Source organism: Terrabacter sp. P2_E3 (assembly GCF_056403915.1).
In genome coordinates, this window is sequence record NZ_JBFUEN010000009.1 from 112,420 (window position 1) to 130,990 (window position 18,571).

General features: G+C 70.9%; 17 protein-coding genes, 2 tRNA genes and 1 pseudogene. 10 read left to right on the forward strand and 10 right to left on the reverse strand.

Annotated elements, in window-relative coordinates; all coding sequences use genetic code 11:
- The first annotated feature begins 22 nt into the window (after window positions 1-22).
- Both AC1DW8_RS12930 and dusB read left to right on the forward strand, forming a co-directional pair.
- A complete protein-coding gene (locus AC1DW8_RS12930; protein WP_478094466.1) occupies window positions 23-751 on the forward strand; it encodes an alpha/beta fold hydrolase in 729 nt (242 codons plus the stop codon).
- A gap of 30 nt (window positions 752-781) precedes the next feature.
- Entirely contained in the window at window positions 782-2,014 is a 1,233-nt protein-coding gene (gene dusB / locus AC1DW8_RS12935) for a tRNA dihydrouridine synthase DusB (protein ID WP_478094944.1), read from the forward strand.
- Between the two features lie 3 nt (window positions 2,015-2,017).
- Here the strand turns inward: dusB and AC1DW8_RS12940 are convergent, their stop codons facing one another.
- On the reverse strand, window positions 2,018-2,722 hold the full coding sequence (locus AC1DW8_RS12940) for a hypothetical protein (protein WP_478094468.1): 705 nt from the start codon (window positions 2,720-2,722) through the stop codon (window positions 2,018-2,020).
- Between the two features lie 45 nt (window positions 2,723-2,767).
- Here AC1DW8_RS12940 and AC1DW8_RS12945 point away from each other — a divergent pair, with 45 nt between their 5' ends.
- Window positions 2,768-3,406, forward strand: coding sequence for a YdeI/OmpD-associated family protein (locus tag AC1DW8_RS12945; RefSeq protein WP_056780075.1), 639 nt, complete (start codon window positions 2,768-2,770; stop codon window positions 3,404-3,406).
- Window positions 3,407-3,451: 45 nt separating this feature from the next.
- Here AC1DW8_RS12945 and AC1DW8_RS12950 read toward each other — a convergent pair whose 3' ends face one another.
- Window positions 3,452-3,583, reverse strand: a complete 132-nt coding sequence (locus AC1DW8_RS12950) for a hypothetical protein (protein ID WP_020142547.1) — start codon at window positions 3,581-3,583, stop codon at window positions 3,452-3,454.
- Between the two features lie 102 nt (window positions 3,584-3,685).
- Here AC1DW8_RS12950 and AC1DW8_RS12955 point away from each other — a divergent pair, with 102 nt between their 5' ends.
- From AC1DW8_RS12955 to AC1DW8_RS12970, 4 genes are all read left to right on the forward strand, one after another.
- Window positions 3,686-4,915 (forward strand): deoxyguanosinetriphosphate triphosphohydrolase, encoded by a 1,230-nt coding sequence (locus AC1DW8_RS12955; RefSeq protein WP_478094470.1) that lies wholly within the window; start codon window positions 3,686-3,688, stop codon window positions 4,913-4,915.
- A 51-nt stretch (window positions 4,916-4,966) separates the two neighbouring features.
- A complete protein-coding gene (gene dnaG / locus AC1DW8_RS12960; RefSeq protein WP_478094472.1) occupies window positions 4,967-6,910 on the forward strand; it encodes a DNA primase in 1,944 nt (647 codons plus the stop codon).
- Entirely contained in the window at window positions 6,910-7,428 is a 519-nt protein-coding gene (locus AC1DW8_RS12965) for a hypothetical protein (protein ID WP_056780065.1), read from the forward strand. The genes dnaG and AC1DW8_RS12965 overlap by 1 nt, the downstream gene beginning before the upstream one ends.
- A 106-nt stretch (window positions 7,429-7,534) precedes the next feature.
- Window positions 7,535-7,607, forward strand: a tRNA-Asn gene (locus tag AC1DW8_RS12970).
- 69 nt (window positions 7,608-7,676) lie between these two features.
- Here AC1DW8_RS12970 and AC1DW8_RS12975 read toward each other — a convergent pair.
- From AC1DW8_RS12975 to AC1DW8_RS12995, 5 genes are all read right to left on the reverse strand, one after another.
- A complete protein-coding gene (locus AC1DW8_RS12975) occupies window positions 7,677-8,561 on the reverse strand; it encodes an amino acid ABC transporter permease (RefSeq protein WP_056780062.1) in 885 nt (294 codons plus the stop codon).
- Complete coding sequence (locus AC1DW8_RS12980) at window positions 8,558-9,235, reverse strand: amino acid ABC transporter permease (protein ID WP_056780058.1); 678 nt, start codon at window positions 9,233-9,235, stop codon at window positions 8,558-8,560. Before AC1DW8_RS12980 ends, AC1DW8_RS12975 begins: the two co-directional genes overlap by 4 nt.
- A 119-nt stretch (window positions 9,236-9,354) precedes the next feature.
- Complete coding sequence (locus AC1DW8_RS12985) at window positions 9,355-10,188, reverse strand: glutamate ABC transporter substrate-binding protein (RefSeq protein ID WP_056780055.1); 834 nt, start codon at window positions 10,186-10,188, stop codon at window positions 9,355-9,357.
- Window positions 10,189-10,283: 95 nt separating this feature from the next.
- Entirely contained in the window at window positions 10,284-11,012 is a 729-nt protein-coding gene (locus AC1DW8_RS12990) for an amino acid ABC transporter ATP-binding protein (RefSeq protein WP_156415683.1), read from the reverse strand.
- A 226-nt stretch (window positions 11,013-11,238) separates the two neighbouring features.
- Complete coding sequence (locus AC1DW8_RS12995; protein WP_478094475.1) at window positions 11,239-12,594, reverse strand: M23 family metallopeptidase; 1,356 nt, start codon at window positions 12,592-12,594, stop codon at window positions 11,239-11,241.
- Between the two features lie 339 nt (window positions 12,595-12,933).
- Here AC1DW8_RS12995 and AC1DW8_RS13000 point away from each other — a divergent pair, with 339 nt between their 5' ends.
- Entirely contained in the window at window positions 12,934-13,740 is an 807-nt protein-coding gene (locus AC1DW8_RS13000) for a maleylpyruvate isomerase family mycothiol-dependent enzyme (RefSeq protein WP_478094477.1), read from the forward strand.
- A 98-nt stretch (window positions 13,741-13,838) separates the two neighbouring features.
- On the opposite strand, the gene AC1DW8_RS13005 is transcribed toward AC1DW8_RS13000, so the two are convergent.
- The 3 genes and pseudogenes from AC1DW8_RS13005 to AC1DW8_RS13015 form a co-directional block, all read right to left on the reverse strand.
- Window positions 13,839-14,810: a zinc metalloprotease gene (locus AC1DW8_RS13005; protein WP_478094478.1), complete on the reverse strand. Its 972-nt coding sequence runs from the start codon at window positions 14,808-14,810 to the stop codon at window positions 13,839-13,841.
- Window positions 14,811-15,559: 749 nt separating this feature from the next.
- Window positions 15,560-16,739, reverse strand: a pseudogene (locus AC1DW8_RS13010) (IS481 family transposase).
- A gap of 113 nt (window positions 16,740-16,852) precedes the next feature.
- Window positions 16,853-16,926: transfer RNA gene (locus AC1DW8_RS13015), tRNA-Ile, on the reverse strand.
- Between the two features lie 178 nt (window positions 16,927-17,104).
- On the opposite strand from AC1DW8_RS13015, the gene AC1DW8_RS13020 reads away from it, so the two are divergent.
- Together AC1DW8_RS13020 and AC1DW8_RS13025 are read left to right on the forward strand one after the other, a co-directional pair.
- Window positions 17,105-17,446: a bifunctional 3-phenylpropionate/cinnamic acid dioxygenase ferredoxin subunit gene (locus AC1DW8_RS13020; protein ID WP_056780041.1), complete on the forward strand. Its 342-nt coding sequence runs from the start codon at window positions 17,105-17,107 to the stop codon at window positions 17,444-17,446.
- A gap of 176 nt (window positions 17,447-17,622) precedes the next feature.
- Entirely contained in the window at window positions 17,623-18,138 is a 516-nt protein-coding gene (locus AC1DW8_RS13025) for a DUF3145 domain-containing protein (protein ID WP_478094480.1), read from the forward strand.
- Window positions 18,139-18,571: the final 433 nt, after the last annotated feature.

Below are 18,571 nucleotides of genomic sequence, written 5' to 3' on the forward strand. Positions count from 1 at the left end.
GCCATCGTGGCATCCTCGCCGTGTGCGTGCTCACCTGGTCCTCGTGCACGGGTCGCGCCTGTCGAGCACCCAGTGGGCGCCCCAGGTGCCGCTCCTGCGCGACCACGTCGACCTGACTCTCGTCGACCTGCCCGGGCACGGCGCCCGCGCGGACGAGGACTTCACGCTCGCGCGGTGCGCGGACGTCATCGGCGAAGCGGTGGGGGCCGTCCCCGCCGGCAGCCCCGTCGTGCTCGTCGGTCACTCGCTCGGCGGCTACGCCGCGATGGCGTATGCCGCCGCCCGCCACGACACGCTCGACGGGCTCGTCCTCGCCGGGTCCAGCGCGGTCCCGACCGGTCCGGGGGCCGCCGTCTACCGGGGTGTCGCGGCGCTGACGGACCGACTCGGCCCCGAGCGGATGACGCGGGTCAACGACCGTGTCCTGCACCGGCTCTACCCGCCCGAGCGCATCGACCCGGTCATCGCCGGTGGCTACTTCTTCGCCCCGACGGCGACAGCCTGGCGGGAGGTCATGGCGCTCTGCCGACCGTCGATGCTCGAGCACGTGCAGTGCCCGGTGCTGCTCCTCAACGGCCAGTTCGACCAGCTGCGGATCGGGGCCCGGGCCTACCTGCGCGCGTGCCCCAGCGCGCGCGAGGAGATCGTCGGCCGGGCCGGGCACCTGTCCGGCCTCGACCAGCCCGAGGCCTTCGCCGATGCCCTGCTGCGCTTCGCGCGCAGGGTCACCGATTCGGCCGAGCGCGCCTGATCGGGGACAATCGAGCCCGTGACCGACGTGATGACCCCCGTGACGCAGGCCGGTGAGGCCGCCCCCGCAGACGCGACGGGTGCCGTGCTGCCCCCGCTGCGCATCGGCCGCCACGTCATCGAGTCACCCGTCGTGCTCGCGCCGATGGCCGGCATCACGAACCGTGCCTTCCGCCGGCTGTGCCGCGAGTACGGCAATGAGGGCCGCGCGATCGGCGGTGCCAGCGGCGCGACGAGCCTCTACGTCAGCGAGATGATCACCTCCCGCGCCCTCGTCGAGCGCACCCCCGAGTCGATGCGCCTCATCGAGCACGACCCCGATGAGAACCCCCGCTCCATCCAGCTCTACAGCGTCGACCCCGCCACCGCGCGCGCCGCCGCCCGGATGCTCGTCAGCGAGGACCGGGCCGACCACATCGACCTCAACTTCGGCTGCCCCGTCCCGAAGGTCACCCGCAAGGGCGGCGGCTCCGCGCTGCCGTGGAAGAAGGACCTCTTCAAGGCCATCGTCGGCGCCGTCGTCGAGGAGGGCGCCAAGCGCGACATCCCGGTGACCGTCAAGATGCGCAAGGGCATCGACGACGTCCACCTCACCTTCCTCGACGCGGGCCTGACCGCCGAGGCCGAGGGCGTCGCGGCCGTCGCCCTGCACGGCCGCACTGCCGCACAGGCCTACTCGGGCACTGCCGACTGGAGCGCCATCCGGATGCTCAAGGAGACCGTGACGAGCATCCCCGTCCTCGGCAACGGCGACATCTGGTCGGCCGAGGACGCCCTGCGCATGGTCCGCGAGACCGGCTGCGACGGCGTCGTCGTCGGGCGCGGCTGCCTCGGGCGCCCGTGGCTCTTCACCGATCTCGCGGCCGCCTTCGCCGGCACCTCGGCGCGGGTGACCCCGACGCTCGGGGAGGTCGCCGAGACGCTCCGGACGCACACGGCCTACCTGTGCGACTTCTACGGCGAGGAGGAGCGCGCCTGCCGCGACATCCGCAAGCACATCGCCTGGTACCTCAAGGGATTTCCGGCCGGCTCGACGATCCGCAACTCGCTCGCGCTCGTCGACTCGATGGCGGCGCTCGACCGCCTGCTCGCGACGCTCGACCCCGACGTGCCGTGGCCGGGCCAGGCCGCCGAGGGCCAGCGCGGGCGGGCCGGGTCGTCGCGCACCGTCGCGCTGCCCGATCGCTGGCTCGAGTCGCGCGAGCTCTCCGAGGAGCACCGGCGCACCATCGCCGAGGCCGAGCTGTCGGTCAGCGGCGGCTGAGCCTCACTTCAGCCACACGCTGAGCGGGCCGATCCGCTCACAGCCGGCCGCGACCGCCGCGTCGACGCTCGCGCCGGCCTCCCACCCGACGAGGGGTGTGCCGCCCACGACGTCGCGTGCGGCGGCAGCGGCAGCGCCCCAGGCCCGCTCCACGTCGCCGTCGAGCGCGAAGACGTTGCCGAGGCCGGCGACGGCGCCCGTCACGTTGACGATCGCACCCGCGACGACAGGGGCCTGCGGGTCGTCGGACGCGCGCTGCGCGATGAACGTGACGCCGGGCTCCGCGAGGAGTGACGGGCGCAGGATCGCCTCGGCGTCGGGGTCGCTCGCCCACGCACGCACCCAGGCCGCCATCGCGTCGGGCGTCGTGACGCGCTGCCAGCGGCCGGGAGGAGCAGGCCGCGCGGGTCCGGCGGGGTCGAGCCAGACCCACTCGCCGACGACGAGCCGGGCGAAGTCCTCCATCGACAGGTCCAGACGCGACCACGAGTCCTTGACCGAGCAGCCGTCCGAGTCGTCGACGCGCGCGAGGACGTCGTACTCGCCGGCGTCCGGCGACAGCGTCACGGCGTCGGGGTAGTAGGGCGGCGTGCGCGTGGACGCCGTCCACGCCACGTCGTCGAGGGTGCACGCCACACCGTGCGAGCGAGCGACGGCGTCGCACCAGAGGGCGTTGTTGCGGGCGGCGAGCAGGATCCGGTCGGTCACGCCGACGATCCTCCCAGCGTCGGTGGCCGGTGGCAGGATCGGGGCATGCGACAGGGCGGATCGGGCGAGCGGCCCGCGACCTTCTTCGACGACGCCGAGGACTTCCGGGCCTGGCTCGAGGCGCACCACGAGAGCGCCAGCGAGCTGTGGATGGGCCTCAACAAGAAGCACGTCGAGCCCCGCGGGCTGCAGTGGGCCGACGCCGTGCGCGAGGCGCTCTGCTTCGGCTGGATCGACTCGATGGCCCAGCGCATCGACGAGGACGCGGTGCGCCAGCGGTGGACCCCGCGCAAGTCGGGCAGCAACTGGAGCGCCATCAACATCAACGCCGTCGCCGAGCTCACCGCCGCCGGGCGCATGCGTCCGGCCGGGCTCGCCGCCTTCGCGAAGCGACGCGAGGACCGCTCCGGCGTCTACGCCTACGAGAACCGCGAGCTCACCTGGTCCGACGACTACGAGGCGATGCTGCGCGCCGACCCCCGCGCGTCGGCCTTCTGGGACGGCGCGACACCGTCCTACCGCAAGCTCGCCACGAACTGGGTGCTCACGGCGAAGCAGGAGGCCACCCGCGACAAGCGCATGGCCGAGCTCGTCGACGACTGCTCCCACCTGCGCCTCATCAAGACGCAGCGCTACGGCACCGAGCCGGCCTGGGTGCGACGCATGCAGGCCGAGCTCGGTTGAGCCGCGCCGAGGCGGGACCGGGTCCGTGCCCGCGTCAGACCGTGGTCAGCGCTTGGCCTTGGGCGGGATGATCTCGGTGTGGTCCTTGGCGGCGGACTTCGCGTGCTTGTCGGCACGCTTCTCCTTGAGCGATCTGGCCTTCGTGGACATGTGGGACTTCGGTGACTTGTCGCCCATGGCGCGCTCCTGAGTTTGGAAGCCTGAGCGGCTCCATCCCTGAAGTATGCGCCCCGGGAGCGGCGCCGTGGTCGGCCGCGCCGTGCCGCATAGAGTTCCGGTGTGGGCTACGAGGGTCGGGACCGGGAGCGTTGGGTCGCGGAGGACCCTGCCCAGAAGCGCGCCGACCGTGACGACTTCGCCCGCGACCGGGCGCGGGTCGTGCACTCGTCGTCGCTGCGGCGGCTCGCCGCCAAGACCCAGGTGCTGGCCCCCGGCCACGACGACTTCGTCCGCAACCGGCTGACCCACTCGCTCGAGGTCGCGCAGATCGGCCGCGAGTTCGGGGCAGCCCTCGGCTGCAACGCCGACGTCGTCGACACCGCATGCCTGGCCCACGACCTCGGCCACCCGCCCTTCGGGCACAACGGAGAGACGGTCCTCGACGAGATCGCCTCGGGGATCGGCGGGTTCGAGGGCAACGCACAGACGCTGCGCCTGCTGACGAGGCTCGAGGCCAAACGGGCGCACCCCGACGGCACGTCCGCCGGGCTCAACCTGACGCGGGCGAGCCTCGACGCGACGACGAAGTACCCGTGGGTGCGCGGTGACGGCCCCTACGAGACCCACAAGTTCGGCGTCTACCCGTCCGACCTGCCCGTCTTCGAGTGGATCCGCGACGGCGCGCAGCCGCAGCGTCGATGTCTCGAGGCCGAGGTCATGGACTGGTCCGACGACGTCGCCTACTCCGTCCACGACGTCGAGGACGCGATCGCCTCGGGCTGGATCGACCCCCGGCTGCTCCACTCGCGCGACATGGGCGACGTCATCGACGTCGCGGGCAGCACCTACGCTCCCGACCTCGGCGCCGACGCGCTCGGGGACGCGCTGGAACGCATCCTCGCCTCGGGAGCGGTGCCCACGGCATACGACGGCTCGCGCGGTGACCTCGCGCGCCTCAAGGACATGACCAGCCGGCTCATCGGGCACTTCGTGCTCGTCGTCGAGCAGGCCACGCGCGAGCGGCACGGGCCGGGCGAGCTGTGTCGCTTCGAGGCCGACCTCGTCGTGCCGGACGACACCCGAGCCGAGTGCTCCGTGCTCAAGGCGATCGCCAACCACTTCGTCATGACCACCGACGAGCGCCTGGCGATCATGTCGGGGCAGCGCGACGTCGTGCGTGCCGTCGTCGAGGCGTATGCCGCCGCGCCCGAGGAGCGCCTCGACGTGGCCTTCCGGCTCGACCACGAGGCCGCCGTCGACGACGGGGAGCGGCTGCGCGTCGTCGTCGACCAGGTGGCCTCGCTCACCGACGTCCGGGCGCTCTCCCTCCACAGCCGGTGGTGCCCGTGACGGGTCGCACCCGGGCGAGCACCTAGAATCACGGATGGCGACAGGAGGCAGATGGCGGGGCTGATCAACAGCGAGGACATCGCGGCGGTCAAGGCGCGGTCGTCCATCGAGGACGTCGTGCGCGAGCACGTGACGCTCCGCTCCGCCGGTCCGGGGTCGCTCAAGGGCCTGTGTCCCTTCCACGACGAGAAGTCGCCGTCGTTCAACATCCGCCCGGCCGTCGGTGCGTGGCACTGCTTCGGCTGCGGCGAGGGCGGCGACGTCATCTCCTTCATCCAGAAGGTCGACCACCTCAGCTTCTCCGAGGCCGTCGAGCGGCTCGCGCAGAAGCTCGGCATGGAGCTGCGCTACGAGAACGGCGACCGGCCGCGCGAGGAGGGGCTCGGCCGCCGCAGCCGGCTCGTCGAGGCCCACCGCGTCGCCGAGGAGTACTACACCGAGCTGCTCCTCGCGCCCGGTGGCCAGGCTCGGCAGGCCCGTGACTTCCTCCGCGCCCGCGACTTCAACAGCGAGCACGTCAAGCAGTTCGGCATCGGCTTCGCGCCGCGCGGGGGAGAGGACCTCGTGCGCCACCTGCGTGCCAAGGGCTTCACCGACGACGAGCTCGTCACCGGCGGCATCGCCGGACGCGGTGCGCGCGGGCTCTACGACCGCTTCCGCGGGCGTCTCGTCTGGCCGATCCGCGACATCACGGGCGACACCGTCGGCTTCGGCGCGCGCCGGATCTTCGACGACGACCGCATCGAGGCGAAGTACCTCAACACGTCCGAGACGCCGATCTACAAGAAGTCGACCGTGCTCTACGGCCTCGACCTCGCCAAGAAGAAGATCTCGCAGGGCCGTCAGGCCGTCGTCGTCGAGGGCTACACCGACGTCATGGCCTGCCACGTCGCCGGCGTCGAGACGGCCGTCGCGACGTGTGGCACGGCCTTCGGCGCGGACCACATCAAGACCCTGCGTCGCCTCATGCGTGACGAGGCCGGCCTCGCGCCCGCCAAGGTGATCTTCACCTTCGACGGCGACGCCGCCGGCCAGAAGGCGGCCATGCGGGCCTTCGCCGACGACGAGAAGTGGACCTCGCAGTCGTTCGTCGCCGTCGAGAAGTCGGGCAAGGACCCTTGTGAGCTGCGCCAGGCCGGAGGAGACCCCGCCGTGCAGGCGCTCATCGAGGACGCCGTCCCGATGTTCGAGTTCGCGGTGCGCACGACGATCAAGCGCTTCGACGTCGCGACGGCGGAGGGCCGCATCCAGGCCGTCCGCGCGGTGGCGCCGATCATCGCCTCGATCCGTGACCAGTCGCTGCGGCCCGAATACACCCGCGAGGTGTCCGGGATGCTCGGGCTCGACGTCGAGCAGGTCGCCACCGAGGTCTCGCGCGCGGGCAAGATCAAGGTCGACGAGGACGCGCGGACCGAACGGAGCGAGCGGAACGGCCCCGATCGTGGCGACAGCCGCGACGACGCCGAACCGCACGTGGCCGACGGTGGAGGCATGCCGGTGCCCGACCGTCGCGACCCCGTCGTCCACGCCGAGCGGCAGCTGCTCCAGGTCCTGCTCCAGTTCCCCACGGTCTTCAAGCCGGGGGCCATCGACCTGCTGACCCCCGACGCCTTCTCGGCGCCGGCACACCGGGCAGTCTTCGACGGCATCCGCATCGCCCACCACAGCGGCGACAAGGGCAACGCCCGCGCCTGGACCTCGGCCGTCACCGAGGCCGCCCCGTCGCCCGTCGCCGGACTCGTCAGCGAGCTCGCCGTCGACACCCTGCCGACGCGGATGGACGCCTCGACCGGACTGCCCACGTCGCGCTACGTCGACGAGCTCTTCGACCGGGTGCGCACCATCGCCCTGACGCGCCAGATCGCCGACTCGATGAGCGAGATGCGCCGGCTCGACCACGCCGAGACACCGTCGCCCGAGCGCACCCGTGAGCTCGGCATCCAGCTGCAGACGCTCCAGCGCGAGCTCGCGGCGATCAAGGCGGGGATGGGCTGATGGCACTCTTCGAACGGCGGCGTCGACCGGCGCTGCCCGCGGACGTCCGCGCGGTCGTCCCGCTCGACCCGGGCGAGCTGGTGCTCGCCTGGTCCCGTGACGAGACGAGCGGCTCGCACGTCGTCGCGACGACCTACCACCTGGTCCTCGTCGACGCCGACGGCGGGCTCGTCTGGCGCCGCGCCTGGCACGAGGCCGAGTCCGGCACGTGGCAGGGCGAGTCGTCCCGACTCACGGTCACGTGGGTCGACCAGGGCGTCCCGGCGCGCTGGCACCTGACGGAGCCCTCGCTCCTCCAGCAGACCCTGCGTGAGCGGCTGCAGGCGAGCGTGGTGCTCGCCGACGAGTTCCGCACCGCCGGGCGCCGCACGGTGCGCGTCGTGATCCGCCAGGACCTGGCCAGCGGCGCCCTGCTCGAGCAGACGATCCCGGGCAAGGGCGCCGACCTCAGCGACCCGAAGGTGGCTCGTGAAGCCGCCGAGCGGATGGCCCGGCTGCGCTCCGAGGTGGGGCTCTGACGGGTGCCCGCACGGCGTCCCGCAGGCTCGTCCGGACGTCGTCGGCGACCCGCCGAACCCGATTTCTCGACGGCGCTGATGCTTTGCTATGGTTGCGCAGCAGCATTCCCCTGTAGCTCAATTGGCAGAGCAGCCGGCTGTTAACCGGCAGGTTATTGGTTCGAGTCCAATCGGGGGAGCGCCCAGCAGAAGGGCCCCGACACCGCTGGTGTCGGGGCCCTTCTCGTATGCCGTGTCGTCGGCTCGCGTCAGCGGCTCGGGGTCCCCGCCGCGTCGGCACCGACCACGCCTGTTGCCTGTGCGCCCTTGCGGGGCCCGCGTCCGCGGCGGCTGAGGCGGCGCTCCACCCGGCCGGCAACCACCGTCAGGCTGTAGTTGATCAGGATGAAGATGATCGCGACGAAGATGTAGGCCGGGATCGTGTTGCTGTATCCGGTGCCGATGTCGCGGGCCGCTTGGAGCAGCTCGGGGTAGAGCACCGCCGTGCCCAGCGCGGTGTCCTTGAGGATCACGACGAGCTGCCCGACGAGGGCCGGCAGCATCGCGGTGAGGGCTTGCGGCAGCTGGATCGACCGCATCACCTGGGGAGGCGTGAGGCCGATCGATACGCCGGCTTCGGCCTGGCCCTTCGGCAGGCTGAACACACCCGACCGGACCAGCTCGGCGATCACCGAGCCGTTGTAGAGCGTCAGGGCGGTCACGACGGCAGCGAGCGGGTTGATCTCGCTCGTGAAGACGCCGTTGCTCGAGAAGTACGAGTACGTGAAGTACATCATCAGCAGCACAGGCACGGACCGGAAGAACTCCACGATGACGCCGCACACCCAGCGCAGCGCCCGGTGCTGCGACAGCCGGCCCATGCCGAAGATGAGCCCGAAGGCCAGGGCGAGGACGATGGAGATCGCGGCGGCCTCGAGCGTCTTGATCAGTCCCGGGACGATGTACTGCGTCCACACGTCGGCGCTGAACAGCACGGTCCACATCTCGGGTTCCAGCTGGCCCTGGGCCTTGAACTTCCACAGCACGGCGCCGATGGTGGCGACGGCGAGCACCACGCCGAAGACGGTGAGGATCGCGTGCCGCCGCCGGGCCCGGGGCCCGGGGGCGTCGAACAGAACGGACTCGGCACTCATCGCTTCACCGCCAGACGACGCGAGAGCGAGGTGAAGAACACGCCGACGGGAAGCGTGAGGACGACGAAGCCGAGCGCGAAGACGAGGAAGACCGTGACGCTCGCCGTCTCGTTCTCGATGATCTCGCTCATGAGCAGCGAGGCCTCCGCGACGCCGATGACGGAGGCGACGGTCGTGTTCTTGGTCAGCGCGATGAGCACCGAGCCCAGCGGGGCGACTGCCCCGCGGAAGGCCTGCGGGAGGATGACCTCGCGCAGGCTCTGGCCGAAGGTGAGACCGATCGAGCGGGCGGCCTCGGCCTGACCGAGCGGAACGGTGTTGACGCCGCTGCGCAGTGCCTCGCAGACGAAGGCCGCGTGGTAGACCGCGAGCGCGACGATGGCCCACCGGATGCCGTTGTCCACGAGCGCTGTCGGTGAGTTCTTGTCGGTGAGGCTGATCTGCAGGATGTAGTACGGGCCGGCGATGGAGAAGAAGATGAGCAACGTCAGCGGGGTGTTGCGCACCGTGTTGACGTAGAACGCGCCCAGACGGCGCAGGATCGCCACCGGCGACACCCGCATCACCGCGAGCACGGTGCCGATCACGAGAGCGCCGATCGCCGAGAAGAAGGCGAGCCTGATGGTCATCCAGAACGCGCCGAGGATGTCGTACTTCTCGAGGATGTCGAGCACGACGCTCCTTTCCGCTGTCGAGTCAGTGGGTCAGGGGTTCACGGGTCGGAGTCCCGGCCCCCGCCGAGGACGGGCCGCGCACCGTGTGGTGAGCGACCCGCCCTCGAGGTGGGAGTCGGTCAGGAGCACGCAGCCGGCGTGGGCGGGTTGCCCGGGCCGGGCTTGTAGTTGGCCGGGCCGAGGTTGGCGTCGATGGCCTTCTGCAGGGAGCCGTCGCTCTGCATCTTCTTGATCGCGTCCGTGATCTTCTGGCAGAGGGCCGTGTCGCCCTTCTTCAGGCCGATCCCGTAGTTCTCCGTCGAGAACGGCTTGCCGACGAGCTTGAACTTGCCCTTGTTCTCGGGCTGGGCCGCGAAGCCGGCGAGAATGGCGTCGTCGGTCGTCAGGGCGTCGACGCCGCCGGTGGCGAGAGCGGGCAGACACTCGGAGTACGTCCCGAACTCCTGCAGCTGCACCGTCTGGGCGAACTTGTCCTTGACCTTCTGGGCCGAGGTCGAGCCCTTGACCGAGCAGAGCTTCTTGCCGTTGAGGCTGTCCGGACCGGTGATCGACGTGTCGTCGGCGCGGACGAGGAGGTCCTGTCCTGCGACGAAGTAGGGGCCGGCGAAGGAGACCTTCTCCTTGCGCGCGTCGGTGATGGAGTACGTCGCCACGATGAACTTCACCTGACCGGTGGAGATGAGGTCCTCGCGCTGGGCGCTGGGCGCCTGCACCCAGGTGATCTTGTCCTCGGAGGTGCCGAGCTCCTTGGCGACGTACTTGGCGACGTCGATGTCCATGCCGGTGTACTCGGTGCCCTTCTTGAGGCCGAGGCCGGGCTGGTCGAACTTGATGCCGATCTTGAGCGCGTCGCCGCTGCCGGCGTCGCCCCCGCTGGTGCCGGAGCCACACGCGGCGAGCGTGAGAGCGAGTGTCGCAGCCGCAGCTACCGCTCCGATTCGTCGTGCCTTCATCTGGGTTCCTCCCTGAGTGGTTGCTCGCGGCACGCGGTGCTGCGTGCCGCTCCCTGTCGCTAGGTCCCGTGGGGTGAGTGGGTTCGGTGGGTGGGTCAGTGGGTGAGGATCTTGCCGAGGAAGTCCTTGGCACGGTCGCTCTTCGGGTGGGTGAAGAACTCCTGCGGCGTGCCGGTCTCGACGATCTGGCCGTCGGCCATGAAGACGACCCGGTCGGCAGCCTTGCGGGCGAAGCCCATCTCGTGGGTGACGACGATCATCGTCATGCCCTCCTTGGCGAGGCCGACCATGACGTCGAGGACCTCGTTGACCATCTCCGGGTCGAGGGCCGAGGTGGGCTCGTCGAAGAGCATGACCTTGGGCCCCATGGCGAGGGAGCGCGCGATGGCGACACGTTGCTGCTGTCCGCCGGAGAGCTGCGCGGGGTACTTGTCGGCCTGGGCCTCGACGCCGACGCGCTTGAGCAGGTCGGTCGCCTGCTGGTCCGCGTCGGACTTGGACTTCTTGCGGACCTTGATCGGTCCGAGCGTCACGTTGTCGCGGATCGTCTTGTGCGCGAAGAGGTTGAAGGACTGGAAGACCATCCCGACGTCGGCGCGCAGCTGCGCGAGCGGCTTGCCCTCCTCGGGCAGGGCCTTGCCGTCGATCGAGATGGTGCCCGACTCGATGGTCTCGAGGCGGTTGATGGCGCGGCACAGCGTCGACTTGCCCGAGCCGGACGGTCCGAGGACGACGACCACCTCGCCCTTGCCGACGGTGAGGTTGATGTCGCGCAGCACGTGCAGGTCGCCGAAGTGCTTGTTGACGCCGTCGATGACGACCATGGGGTCACGAGGCGTGTCCGGGGTGCGATCGCTCGGCGCCGCGGTGTCGGGGTTCACGTCGTCCATTCCGGAAACCTATCGGCTCCGGGGACCGTCGAGCACCCTCCGCGCCGAGCGTGCTCGAATCGTGAGGAGTGCCGTCGAAGCACGCGTACCCGGTCCTAGACCGAAAACGGACCGGTCAGCCGCCACCCGGCCCGCGGGCCGGGGCCACTGGGCGTCCCGCTCAGGGACCGACCGCGGCCGTCGTCGACGAGTCGGTGGGCTGGCTCGTCGAGGTGTCGATGGCCGTGGCGATCGCGGTCGCGATCTCCGTGGCGGTCTTCAGGACCTGGGTCGCCGTCTCCGTCACGGTGGCCGTCGGCGTGGGGTCTGCCGCGACCGGGGCGGCCGCAGGAGCACTCGGAGCCACCGACGACGACGGCGGCGGGGGCGGCGGCGGGTCGCTCGTGGTCACGGGAGGCGGGTCGGCCGTGGTCGTCGTCGTGCTCGGCGGGGCGGTCGTCGTCGTGCTCGTGGCCGGAGCGGAGGTCGTCGGCGGCGGGACCGTCGTGGACGGCGCGCTCGTCGTCGTGGTGGGCGATGGCTTGGTGGTCGTGGGCTTCGACGTGGTCGTCGGGCTCGGGGCGCTCGTCGTCGTCGAGGGACGCGTCGTCGGAATGACCGTCGTCGGAATGACCGTCGTGGTCCCGGGCTGCGACGTGGTCGGGGTCGAGGTCGGCGGCCGACCGCCTGTGCTCGTCATGTCGCTCGGGGCCTGCGTCGCCTGGGGGATCGGCACGTCGCCGTCGGCGACGGTCCGGATGACGCGGCCGCCCGGGTCGAGCACGAGGTGCGGGACGACGGCATACGGCACGGAGGCCGTGGCTGACGGCGCGAAGCCGAGGTACGGCGCAGGGTCGACGTAGCGGTCGTTGACGATGACGTCGAAGTGCAGGTGGCACCCGGTCGACCATCCGGTGGTGCCGCTCAGGCCGATGACCTGGCCCTGCTTGACGTGCTGACCCTCGGTGACGAGGAACTTCGACTGGTGGCCATAGGCCGTCTTGAGCGTCGGGGTGTGCTCGATGATCGTGCGTCCACCCCAGGACGCGGAGACGCGGGCGTAGATGACCGTGCCGTCGGCGGCTGCGTGGATCGGGGTCCCGCAGGCGGCGGCGAGGTCGATGCCCGTGTGGAACATCGGGCGGCCGAGGAGCGGGTGGATGCGCGGCCCGAAGGGCGAGGTCTCGCCGCCGGGGACCGGGTGGATGAACAGCGGGCGGCCGATGATCGGGGCCGCGATGGCCTGGGCCGTGGCGGGTGCCAGGCTGATCGCCGGGAACATGAAGAGGCCGCCCCCGATGGCGGCGCTGAACGCGGAGTCGACCGGGGCGAGGGCGACCGTCGGCGAGCCGGTGACCGACCCGGTCAGCTCCTTGCGGGCCTGTCCCACGGCGGATACGGCGTCCTGGACCGCGGCCGGCGAGCCGGCCGCGAGCACGACCGAGGCGGTCGGGGTCTGGGGGGTGCTGCCCCCGAGGAACGGCAGCAGGGCGAAGAGGAGCAGCATCGTCGCGAAAGGCACGAGTCGACCGCTCATCCTGATGTTCAGGACGAACGGACCGCTGCGCTCATTGGCATCTGTCACCGTCAAGCCACCCCCTCGAGGCACACCCACTGTCACCATCGACACTCTCCCGGCGGTCGCGCCGCCGCAACCGGAAGGCCCCCACGAACGCCCCCACGTCCTGACCGGCCGGTCACGACCACCATAGGTCGGGCCGATGTGCAGGGGGCGGTTCCCGCGAAAATGCGTCGGGAATCGGTGACGTATGTGACTGATGGGGACAATGTCCGTCTCTCGGCCGGTCGGGAATCGGGGACGCCGTCGGGCGGTTGGCGCATGAGACCGTATCCCGTAGAGCAGATGGAGCCAGCAATGACCCCGCAGGCAGCCTGGATCGACGCCGTCCGCACGTCTCACGAAAGGCTCCGGGGCGTCCTCGACCGCGTCGAGCCGCAGCAGTACGAGAGCAGGGCCTACCCCGCCGACTGGAGCATCGCCCAGGTCGCGTCCCACCTCGGCAGCCAGGCCGAGATCTTCGGCCTCTTCCTCGACGCGGGTCTCGCCGACGGCGCCGCCCCGGACGGCGACGCCTTCAAGGCCGTGTGGGCGCGGTGGGACGCCATGGCGCCGGCCGACCAGGTCAGCGAGAGCGTCGTGGCCAACGACCGCTTCGTCGAGCGGCTCGAGGAGGTCGCGTCGTCCGGAGCGCCGTTCGAGGTCGAGCTCTTCGGCGGCCCGTCCGACCTCTCAGGGGTCGCCGCCGCCCGGCTGGCCGAGCACGCGGTGCACACGTGGGACGTCGAGGTGGTCATCGACCCCGCCGCCGCCGTGGGGCCCGAGGCCGTGGACCTGCTCGTCGACCGGCTGCCGGGCACGGTCGCCTTCGCCGGCCGGCCGTCGGCGGACGTCGGCCCCACCTCGGTCGTCGTCGGCACGCAGGGGACCGAGCGGCGCTTCCGGCTCGACGTCGACGCGGACGCGATCCGCCTCGAGCCCGTCGACGAGGCCGCCGCGACGACGGCCGGCGGAGAGCCCTCGGCCGACACCACCGACGTGGTGCTGCCCGCGGAGTCGCTCGTTCGCCTCGTCTACGGCCGCCTCGACGCCGAGCACACGCCCGACGACGTCACCGGCGCCGAGCACCTGCCGGCGCTGCGGGCGGTCTTCCCGGGCTTCTGACCCGACCCGAACGCGTCGGAGCCCGCCGGCCACGAGGCCGGCGGGCTCCGACGTCCGCAGCACCCGGCATACGCCAGCAGCTGCGTGGGCGCTGACCGTCAGCTCGTCGGGACCCTGCGGAAGGCGACCCAGGCGTCGTTCATCCGCTCGACCTGGCCCCGGGTGAACATGTTCATGCACGAGTCCTGCGTGTAGTCCATGAAGTTGTGGATCGGGTCGAGCCCGGGCGCGCTGCACGTGTCGGCCCCCGTGGGGCAGTCGAACTGCGGGACGGCCTCCCGCGGGGTGTCGGCCACGAAGTCGCCGCTGGCGGAGCAGGCACCCTTGAAGGTGTGCTCGAGCATGAGCCAGTGGCCGACCTCGTGGGTCAGCGTGTCACCTTCGGCGTACTTGCCGGCCGTGCCGCCGGGCATCGACTCGTCGAGCATGACGACGCCGTCGATGAAGTCGCGGCCGTTGTTGTAGCCCTTGGGGAAATAGGCCCAGCCGAGCAGACCCCCGCCGATGTTCGCGGAGTAGACGTTGAGCGTCTCGGAGTTGCCCGTGTAGAGCGCCTTCTTCATGTCGCGCTCGGTCTTGCCCGGCGTGACGGTGTACCACTGCGCGTTGACGGTGTAGTCGATCTTCGCCAGCGAGAAGCGGAACGGTGAGTCGGCCGCGCCCGGGGCGGTCCTGCCGCTGTACGAGTTGTTGAGCACCGTCATCTGCGCGGTGATGAGTCGCTGCCAGCGTGCCTTCTCGGTGACCGAGAGCGCGTGGTCGGAGACGACGTGGAAGACCGTCGGGATGTTGACGCTGCCGTTGGGCATCCGTGGCGCGTCCTTGACGACGCCGTATGCGTTCGCCTCGTTCGTGGAGTACAGCTCCGGCTCCTTGGCGGTGCTGCCGGCACGGACGCGCGCGACGTCGGGCGCCGTCTCGCACGCGGCCGCACCGGGCGAGGCCTCCGTGAGGGCGTGGGTGGCACCGGTCGGAGCGGCGCTGACTGTCGCGCCGGAGGACCCGGCGGCGACGACGCTGAACGCGGCGGCCGTGACGGCCATCCAGCGGAGGGCGGGCTTGCGTGGCATACGTGATCTCCCCTGTGGTGGCGCCGGCGTGCAGTTCTCGGAACCTACTCGGCGCCGGGGTCGCCGCGGGGCCTTGGCGGGTCACGAAGTTTGACCGGCGGAACGGTCGGCCCGGGCCGTGTGACACGACGGATCCCGTCGCCCCGCTTGCGGCAATCTTGCGGAAACCACGGCATTTGGGGGGTTTCGATCTTGCAGTCCGCACGGCACAGTGGTCGTTGTGGGGGAGGAAGCCCGACCAGGACCGTGGGGGGACGGGTCGGGGTAGGACCGGCGGGGGAGCCGGCTGGGGGTGAGGACGGGGCGGGTTCTGCCGGGGGAGTCGGCGGGACCCGCCCCGACCGCTGTCCGGCGACGTCGTGGCCCGTGGTGGGTGGGTGTCCTGACTGCCCCGATCTGTGCGGTTTCCTCACGGGACGTGCGGGCGCGGGTGGACACTGGGGGCAGGGCCCGCAGGCCCCTTCTCGGGAGAAGGGTCGGCGCGGCCCGGCGGACGGCGCGGCCCTCGTGGTCGACGAGCACCGGGCCCGACTCCCACCCCCGGGGTCCGTGCTCTCCCCTCAACACCGTCCGGGTACCGACCGGTCCGCGAGCGGGCCACTCGGTGCAGGACTGGCCGGCGGTGGTCGCACCCCGCCGGCCAGCCCCACGGTGGCGGCGGGCCGGCGCCACCGGTATCCGGTGGGGCTGTAGGCCTTCGGGTGATGGTTGACAGTGGTGTGTCGGTTGATCCTTGACACTCTGTGTCGTCATTTTGCCCTGTGGGTTTGGGTGGGTGCACCTCCTAGGGGTCGTTTGTTGCGGACCGGGCCGGTGCTCTGGCGTTGAACGGTGCGGAGGAGCTCGTTGCCGATCCAGAACTGGAGCAGGTCTGATCCGACGTGGACGTCGCAGCGTTCCCCGGCGCGGTGCCTGCCGACGGACACCTGCTGCCAGGACACGCACACGACCCCGACGGTGGAGACCTTCCGGGCGACCCATTCCGGACCGTTCCGGTCCGGTTCGGCGGTGACGGGCCGGGGTGTCGTGACGGTGTAGCGGTGGGCCGGTGTGTCCATGTCCAGGCCTTGGTGGGGTCGGTCGGTGTTGTACGTCGCGACCCAGGCGTCGAGCCGGGTCTGGGCATCGGCGAGCGAGTCGAACACGGTCCCGGTGAGGAGCTCGGCCCGCAGCGACCGGTGGAAGCGTTCGATCTTGCCGGTCGTGGTGGGCGAGCGGGGCTTGGTCAACAGGTGCTCGATGCCGTTGCGTCGGCAGATCGCGTCGAAGAGCACCTCGACCGGTGGGGTGTTGAACCGGCCGGTGAACACCTTCCCCGTTGTCGGTCAGGACCTGTTCGGGGACCCCGTGGGTGTCCAGGGCCAAGGTGAACGCGTCACAGACCGGCTGGGTCCGTTCCCGCGGCATCAACCGGGCGCTCACACAGAACCGTGAATGGTCATCGACCCCGGTGAGACATTTCAGGGTGGTGCCGTCGCGCAACAGGATCCCGCCGACGAGGTCGAGCTGCCACAGCTCGTTCGGGCGTGAGCGTTCCCACCGACGCCACTCACGCTGACGCCCACGCCGGCTCGAAGGATCGATCAGACCGGCCCGGCGCAGCGCCCGGTACACCCCTGACTCGCTCGCCGACAGGCCTTGGCGTTTCAGCTCGTAGACCAGCCGTCGCGGACCCCAGCCCGGATGCCGGCGTCGCGCTTCCAGGACCGCGACCTGCACCGCCGGGTCCATCTGGTGCGGACACCGAGCCGGGCGATGGGACCGATCGACCAACCCATCGAGGCCGTCCTGTTCGTACCGGGCCAGCCATGCGTGGAGCGTCTGCCTCGAGACACCCCACGCTGCGGCGACCTCGGATACCTGGCGGCCACCGCCGATCACGGCCAGCACCGCCTTGTACCGCTGTTCAGCCACGCTCATCTCCTTCATGAAGAGAGCGTCAAGGATCAGCCGAAGTGGCTGTCAAGCATCACCCGAAACACTGACAAGCATCAGGTGAAGCCCGAACGTCAAGCATCAGGCGAAGTCATACAGGTATCCGGTGGGGCAGCAGGGGCTTGAACCCTGGACCGACGGATTATGAGTCCGCTGCTCTGACCGGCTGAGCTACTGCCCCGGGACCGTCAGCGGCTCGGCCGCTGAGATCGGTCGGAGTCTAGCGACCGGTCGGCGACCGTCGTGGAGGCGGGCGTTGGGCAGGCGCGGGGCGGGCACGGGGCGGGCGCGGTCGCCGGGCACCCAACCTCTAGGCTCGCCGTTGACCACCGACCCCGGCACGTGAGGAAACGACGAGCATGAGTGACGGCATCCGCGTGGCAGCGGTCGACGACGTCGAGCCCGGTGAGGCGCTCGTCCTCGACACGGCGGTCACCGGCACGGACGAACCGATCTCGCTCTTCCGTGACGACGACGGCACGTACTACGCCCTTGACGACACGTGCTCGCACGAGGACGCCTCCCTGGCCGACGGGTGGATCGAGGCCGGCGAGGTCGAGTGCCCGCTCCATGCCACCCGCTTCTGCCTGAGCGACGGCAAGCCGATGTGCCTTCCGGCGACGAAGCCGGTGCGCACCCACAAGGTGGAGGTCCGGGGCGACGAGGTCCACCTCTTCCCGGGCGTGGCCGCCGGTAGCTGAGCGGAGCGAAAGCCACATATCGGTTCCTGAGACTGCTGGTGCCGATGTGTCTCGTGGTGCACAATGGGGCGAGTGCTCGCCGTCGAGCACGTTCATCCGGCACCACCGAGTCAGTCCACCGGCACGTGAAGCAGCAGGCGTTGGGGAAGACGTCCCTGCAACTTCAGGAGGTTCGGATGGCTGTCGCGATGCCGCGCGCCACGACACGCGGGGTTCTGTTCGTACACGGAGCCCCGGCCGCGCTCTGCCCGCACATCACCTGGGCGATCGAGGCCGTCCTAGACCAGCCGTTGACGTTCGACTGGATCCCCCAGCCGGCCGCGCCGCGCATGGTGCGGACCGAGCTGTCCTGGACCGGCGCCCCGGGCACCGGGGCCGAGCTGGCCAGCGCGCTGCGCGGCTGGGACGGGCTGCGCTACGAGGTGACGGAGGAGCCGTCGCCCGGCTGCGACGGCGCTCGATGGTCCTACACGCCGCGGCTCGGCATCCACCACGCCATGACGTCGGCGTCCGGAGACGCCGTCGTCCAGGAGGACCGCCTGCGGGAGGCGATCCTGCGCACGCGCGGCGACGTCGAGGCGCTCCAGGACGAGATCGACCTGTTGCTCGGAGTCCCGTGGGACGAGGAGCTCGAGGTCTTCCGCTACGCCGGTGACGGCGCCGCCGTGCGCTGGCTGCACCAGGTGGGCTGACCACCAGACGTCTCGCCCGCCGCGGCTCCAGCGCGGTGCACGAGGTGACGAGGGCCCGGGCGGTTCGTGCTCCCGGGCCCTCGTCATGTCTGGTGCAGCGAACGGTCCTCGAAAAACCACTGGCCGACGCGTGCTGCGGCCTGTCATCATCGACCGTGGCGCGGCGACCGCTGTGCCCCAATACTTCTCACCGTCCGCAGACGAAAGGCCTGTCATGGCAACGGGACTCACCATGAAAGCGAAGCGCAGCCTGTGCCTCGCCGATGTGGCCTACCCGTTCGTCGGGGAGTGCGGCATCCGGCACCCCCAGTCACGGCATCCCCGCCTGCGACCTCGCTGACGCGACGAGCCTCACCCGCTCCCATCGTCGAGCCGCCCCCGGGATGACCCGGACGGGGCGGCTCTTCTCGTGCCGCCTGTCGACCTGACGACC

Excerpts from the sequence above, each read along its gene's own strand:
- AC1DW8_RS13005 (WP_478094478.1), bottom strand. The coding sequence starts at position 14,810 with ATGCCACGCAAGCCCGCCCTCCGCTGGATGGCCGTCACGGCCGCCGCG.
- AC1DW8_RS12990 (WP_156415683.1), bottom strand. The coding sequence starts at position 11,012 with ATGGTCGTCATCGACGGCGTCAACAAGCACTTCGGCGACCTGCACGTG.
- dusB (WP_478094944.1), top strand. The coding sequence starts at position 782 with ATGACCCCCGTGACGCAGGCCGGTGAGGCCGCCCCCGCAGACGCGACG.
- AC1DW8_RS13000 (WP_478094477.1), top strand. The coding sequence starts at position 12,934 with ATGACCCCGCAGGCAGCCTGGATCGACGCCGTCCGCACGTCTCACGAA.
- AC1DW8_RS12945 (WP_056780075.1), top strand. The coding sequence starts at position 2,768 with ATGCGACAGGGCGGATCGGGCGAGCGGCCCGCGACCTTCTTCGACGAC.
- AC1DW8_RS12975 (WP_056780062.1), bottom strand. The coding sequence starts at position 8,561 with ATGAGTGCCGAGTCCGTTCTGTTCGACGCCCCCGGGCCCCGGGCCCGG.
- AC1DW8_RS13020 (WP_056780041.1), top strand. The coding sequence starts at position 17,105 with ATGAGTGACGGCATCCGCGTGGCAGCGGTCGACGACGTCGAGCCCGGT.
- AC1DW8_RS12995 (WP_478094475.1), bottom strand. The coding sequence starts at position 12,594 with ATGAGCGGTCGACTCGTGCCTTTCGCGACGATGCTGCTCCTCTTCGCC.
- dnaG (WP_478094472.1), top strand. The coding sequence starts at position 4,967 with ATGGCGGGGCTGATCAACAGCGAGGACATCGCGGCGGTCAAGGCGCGG.
- AC1DW8_RS12985 (WP_056780055.1), bottom strand. The coding sequence starts at position 10,188 with ATGAAGGCACGACGAATCGGAGCGGTAGCTGCGGCTGCGACACTCGCT.
- AC1DW8_RS12950 (WP_020142547.1), bottom strand. The coding sequence starts at position 3,583 with ATGGGCGACAAGTCACCGAAGTCCCACATGTCCACGAAGGCCAGATCG.
- AC1DW8_RS12965 (WP_056780065.1), top strand. The coding sequence starts at position 6,910 with ATGGCACTCTTCGAACGGCGGCGTCGACCGGCGCTGCCCGCGGACGTC.
- AC1DW8_RS13025 (WP_478094480.1), top strand. The coding sequence starts at position 17,623 with ATGGCTGTCGCGATGCCGCGCGCCACGACACGCGGGGTTCTGTTCGTA.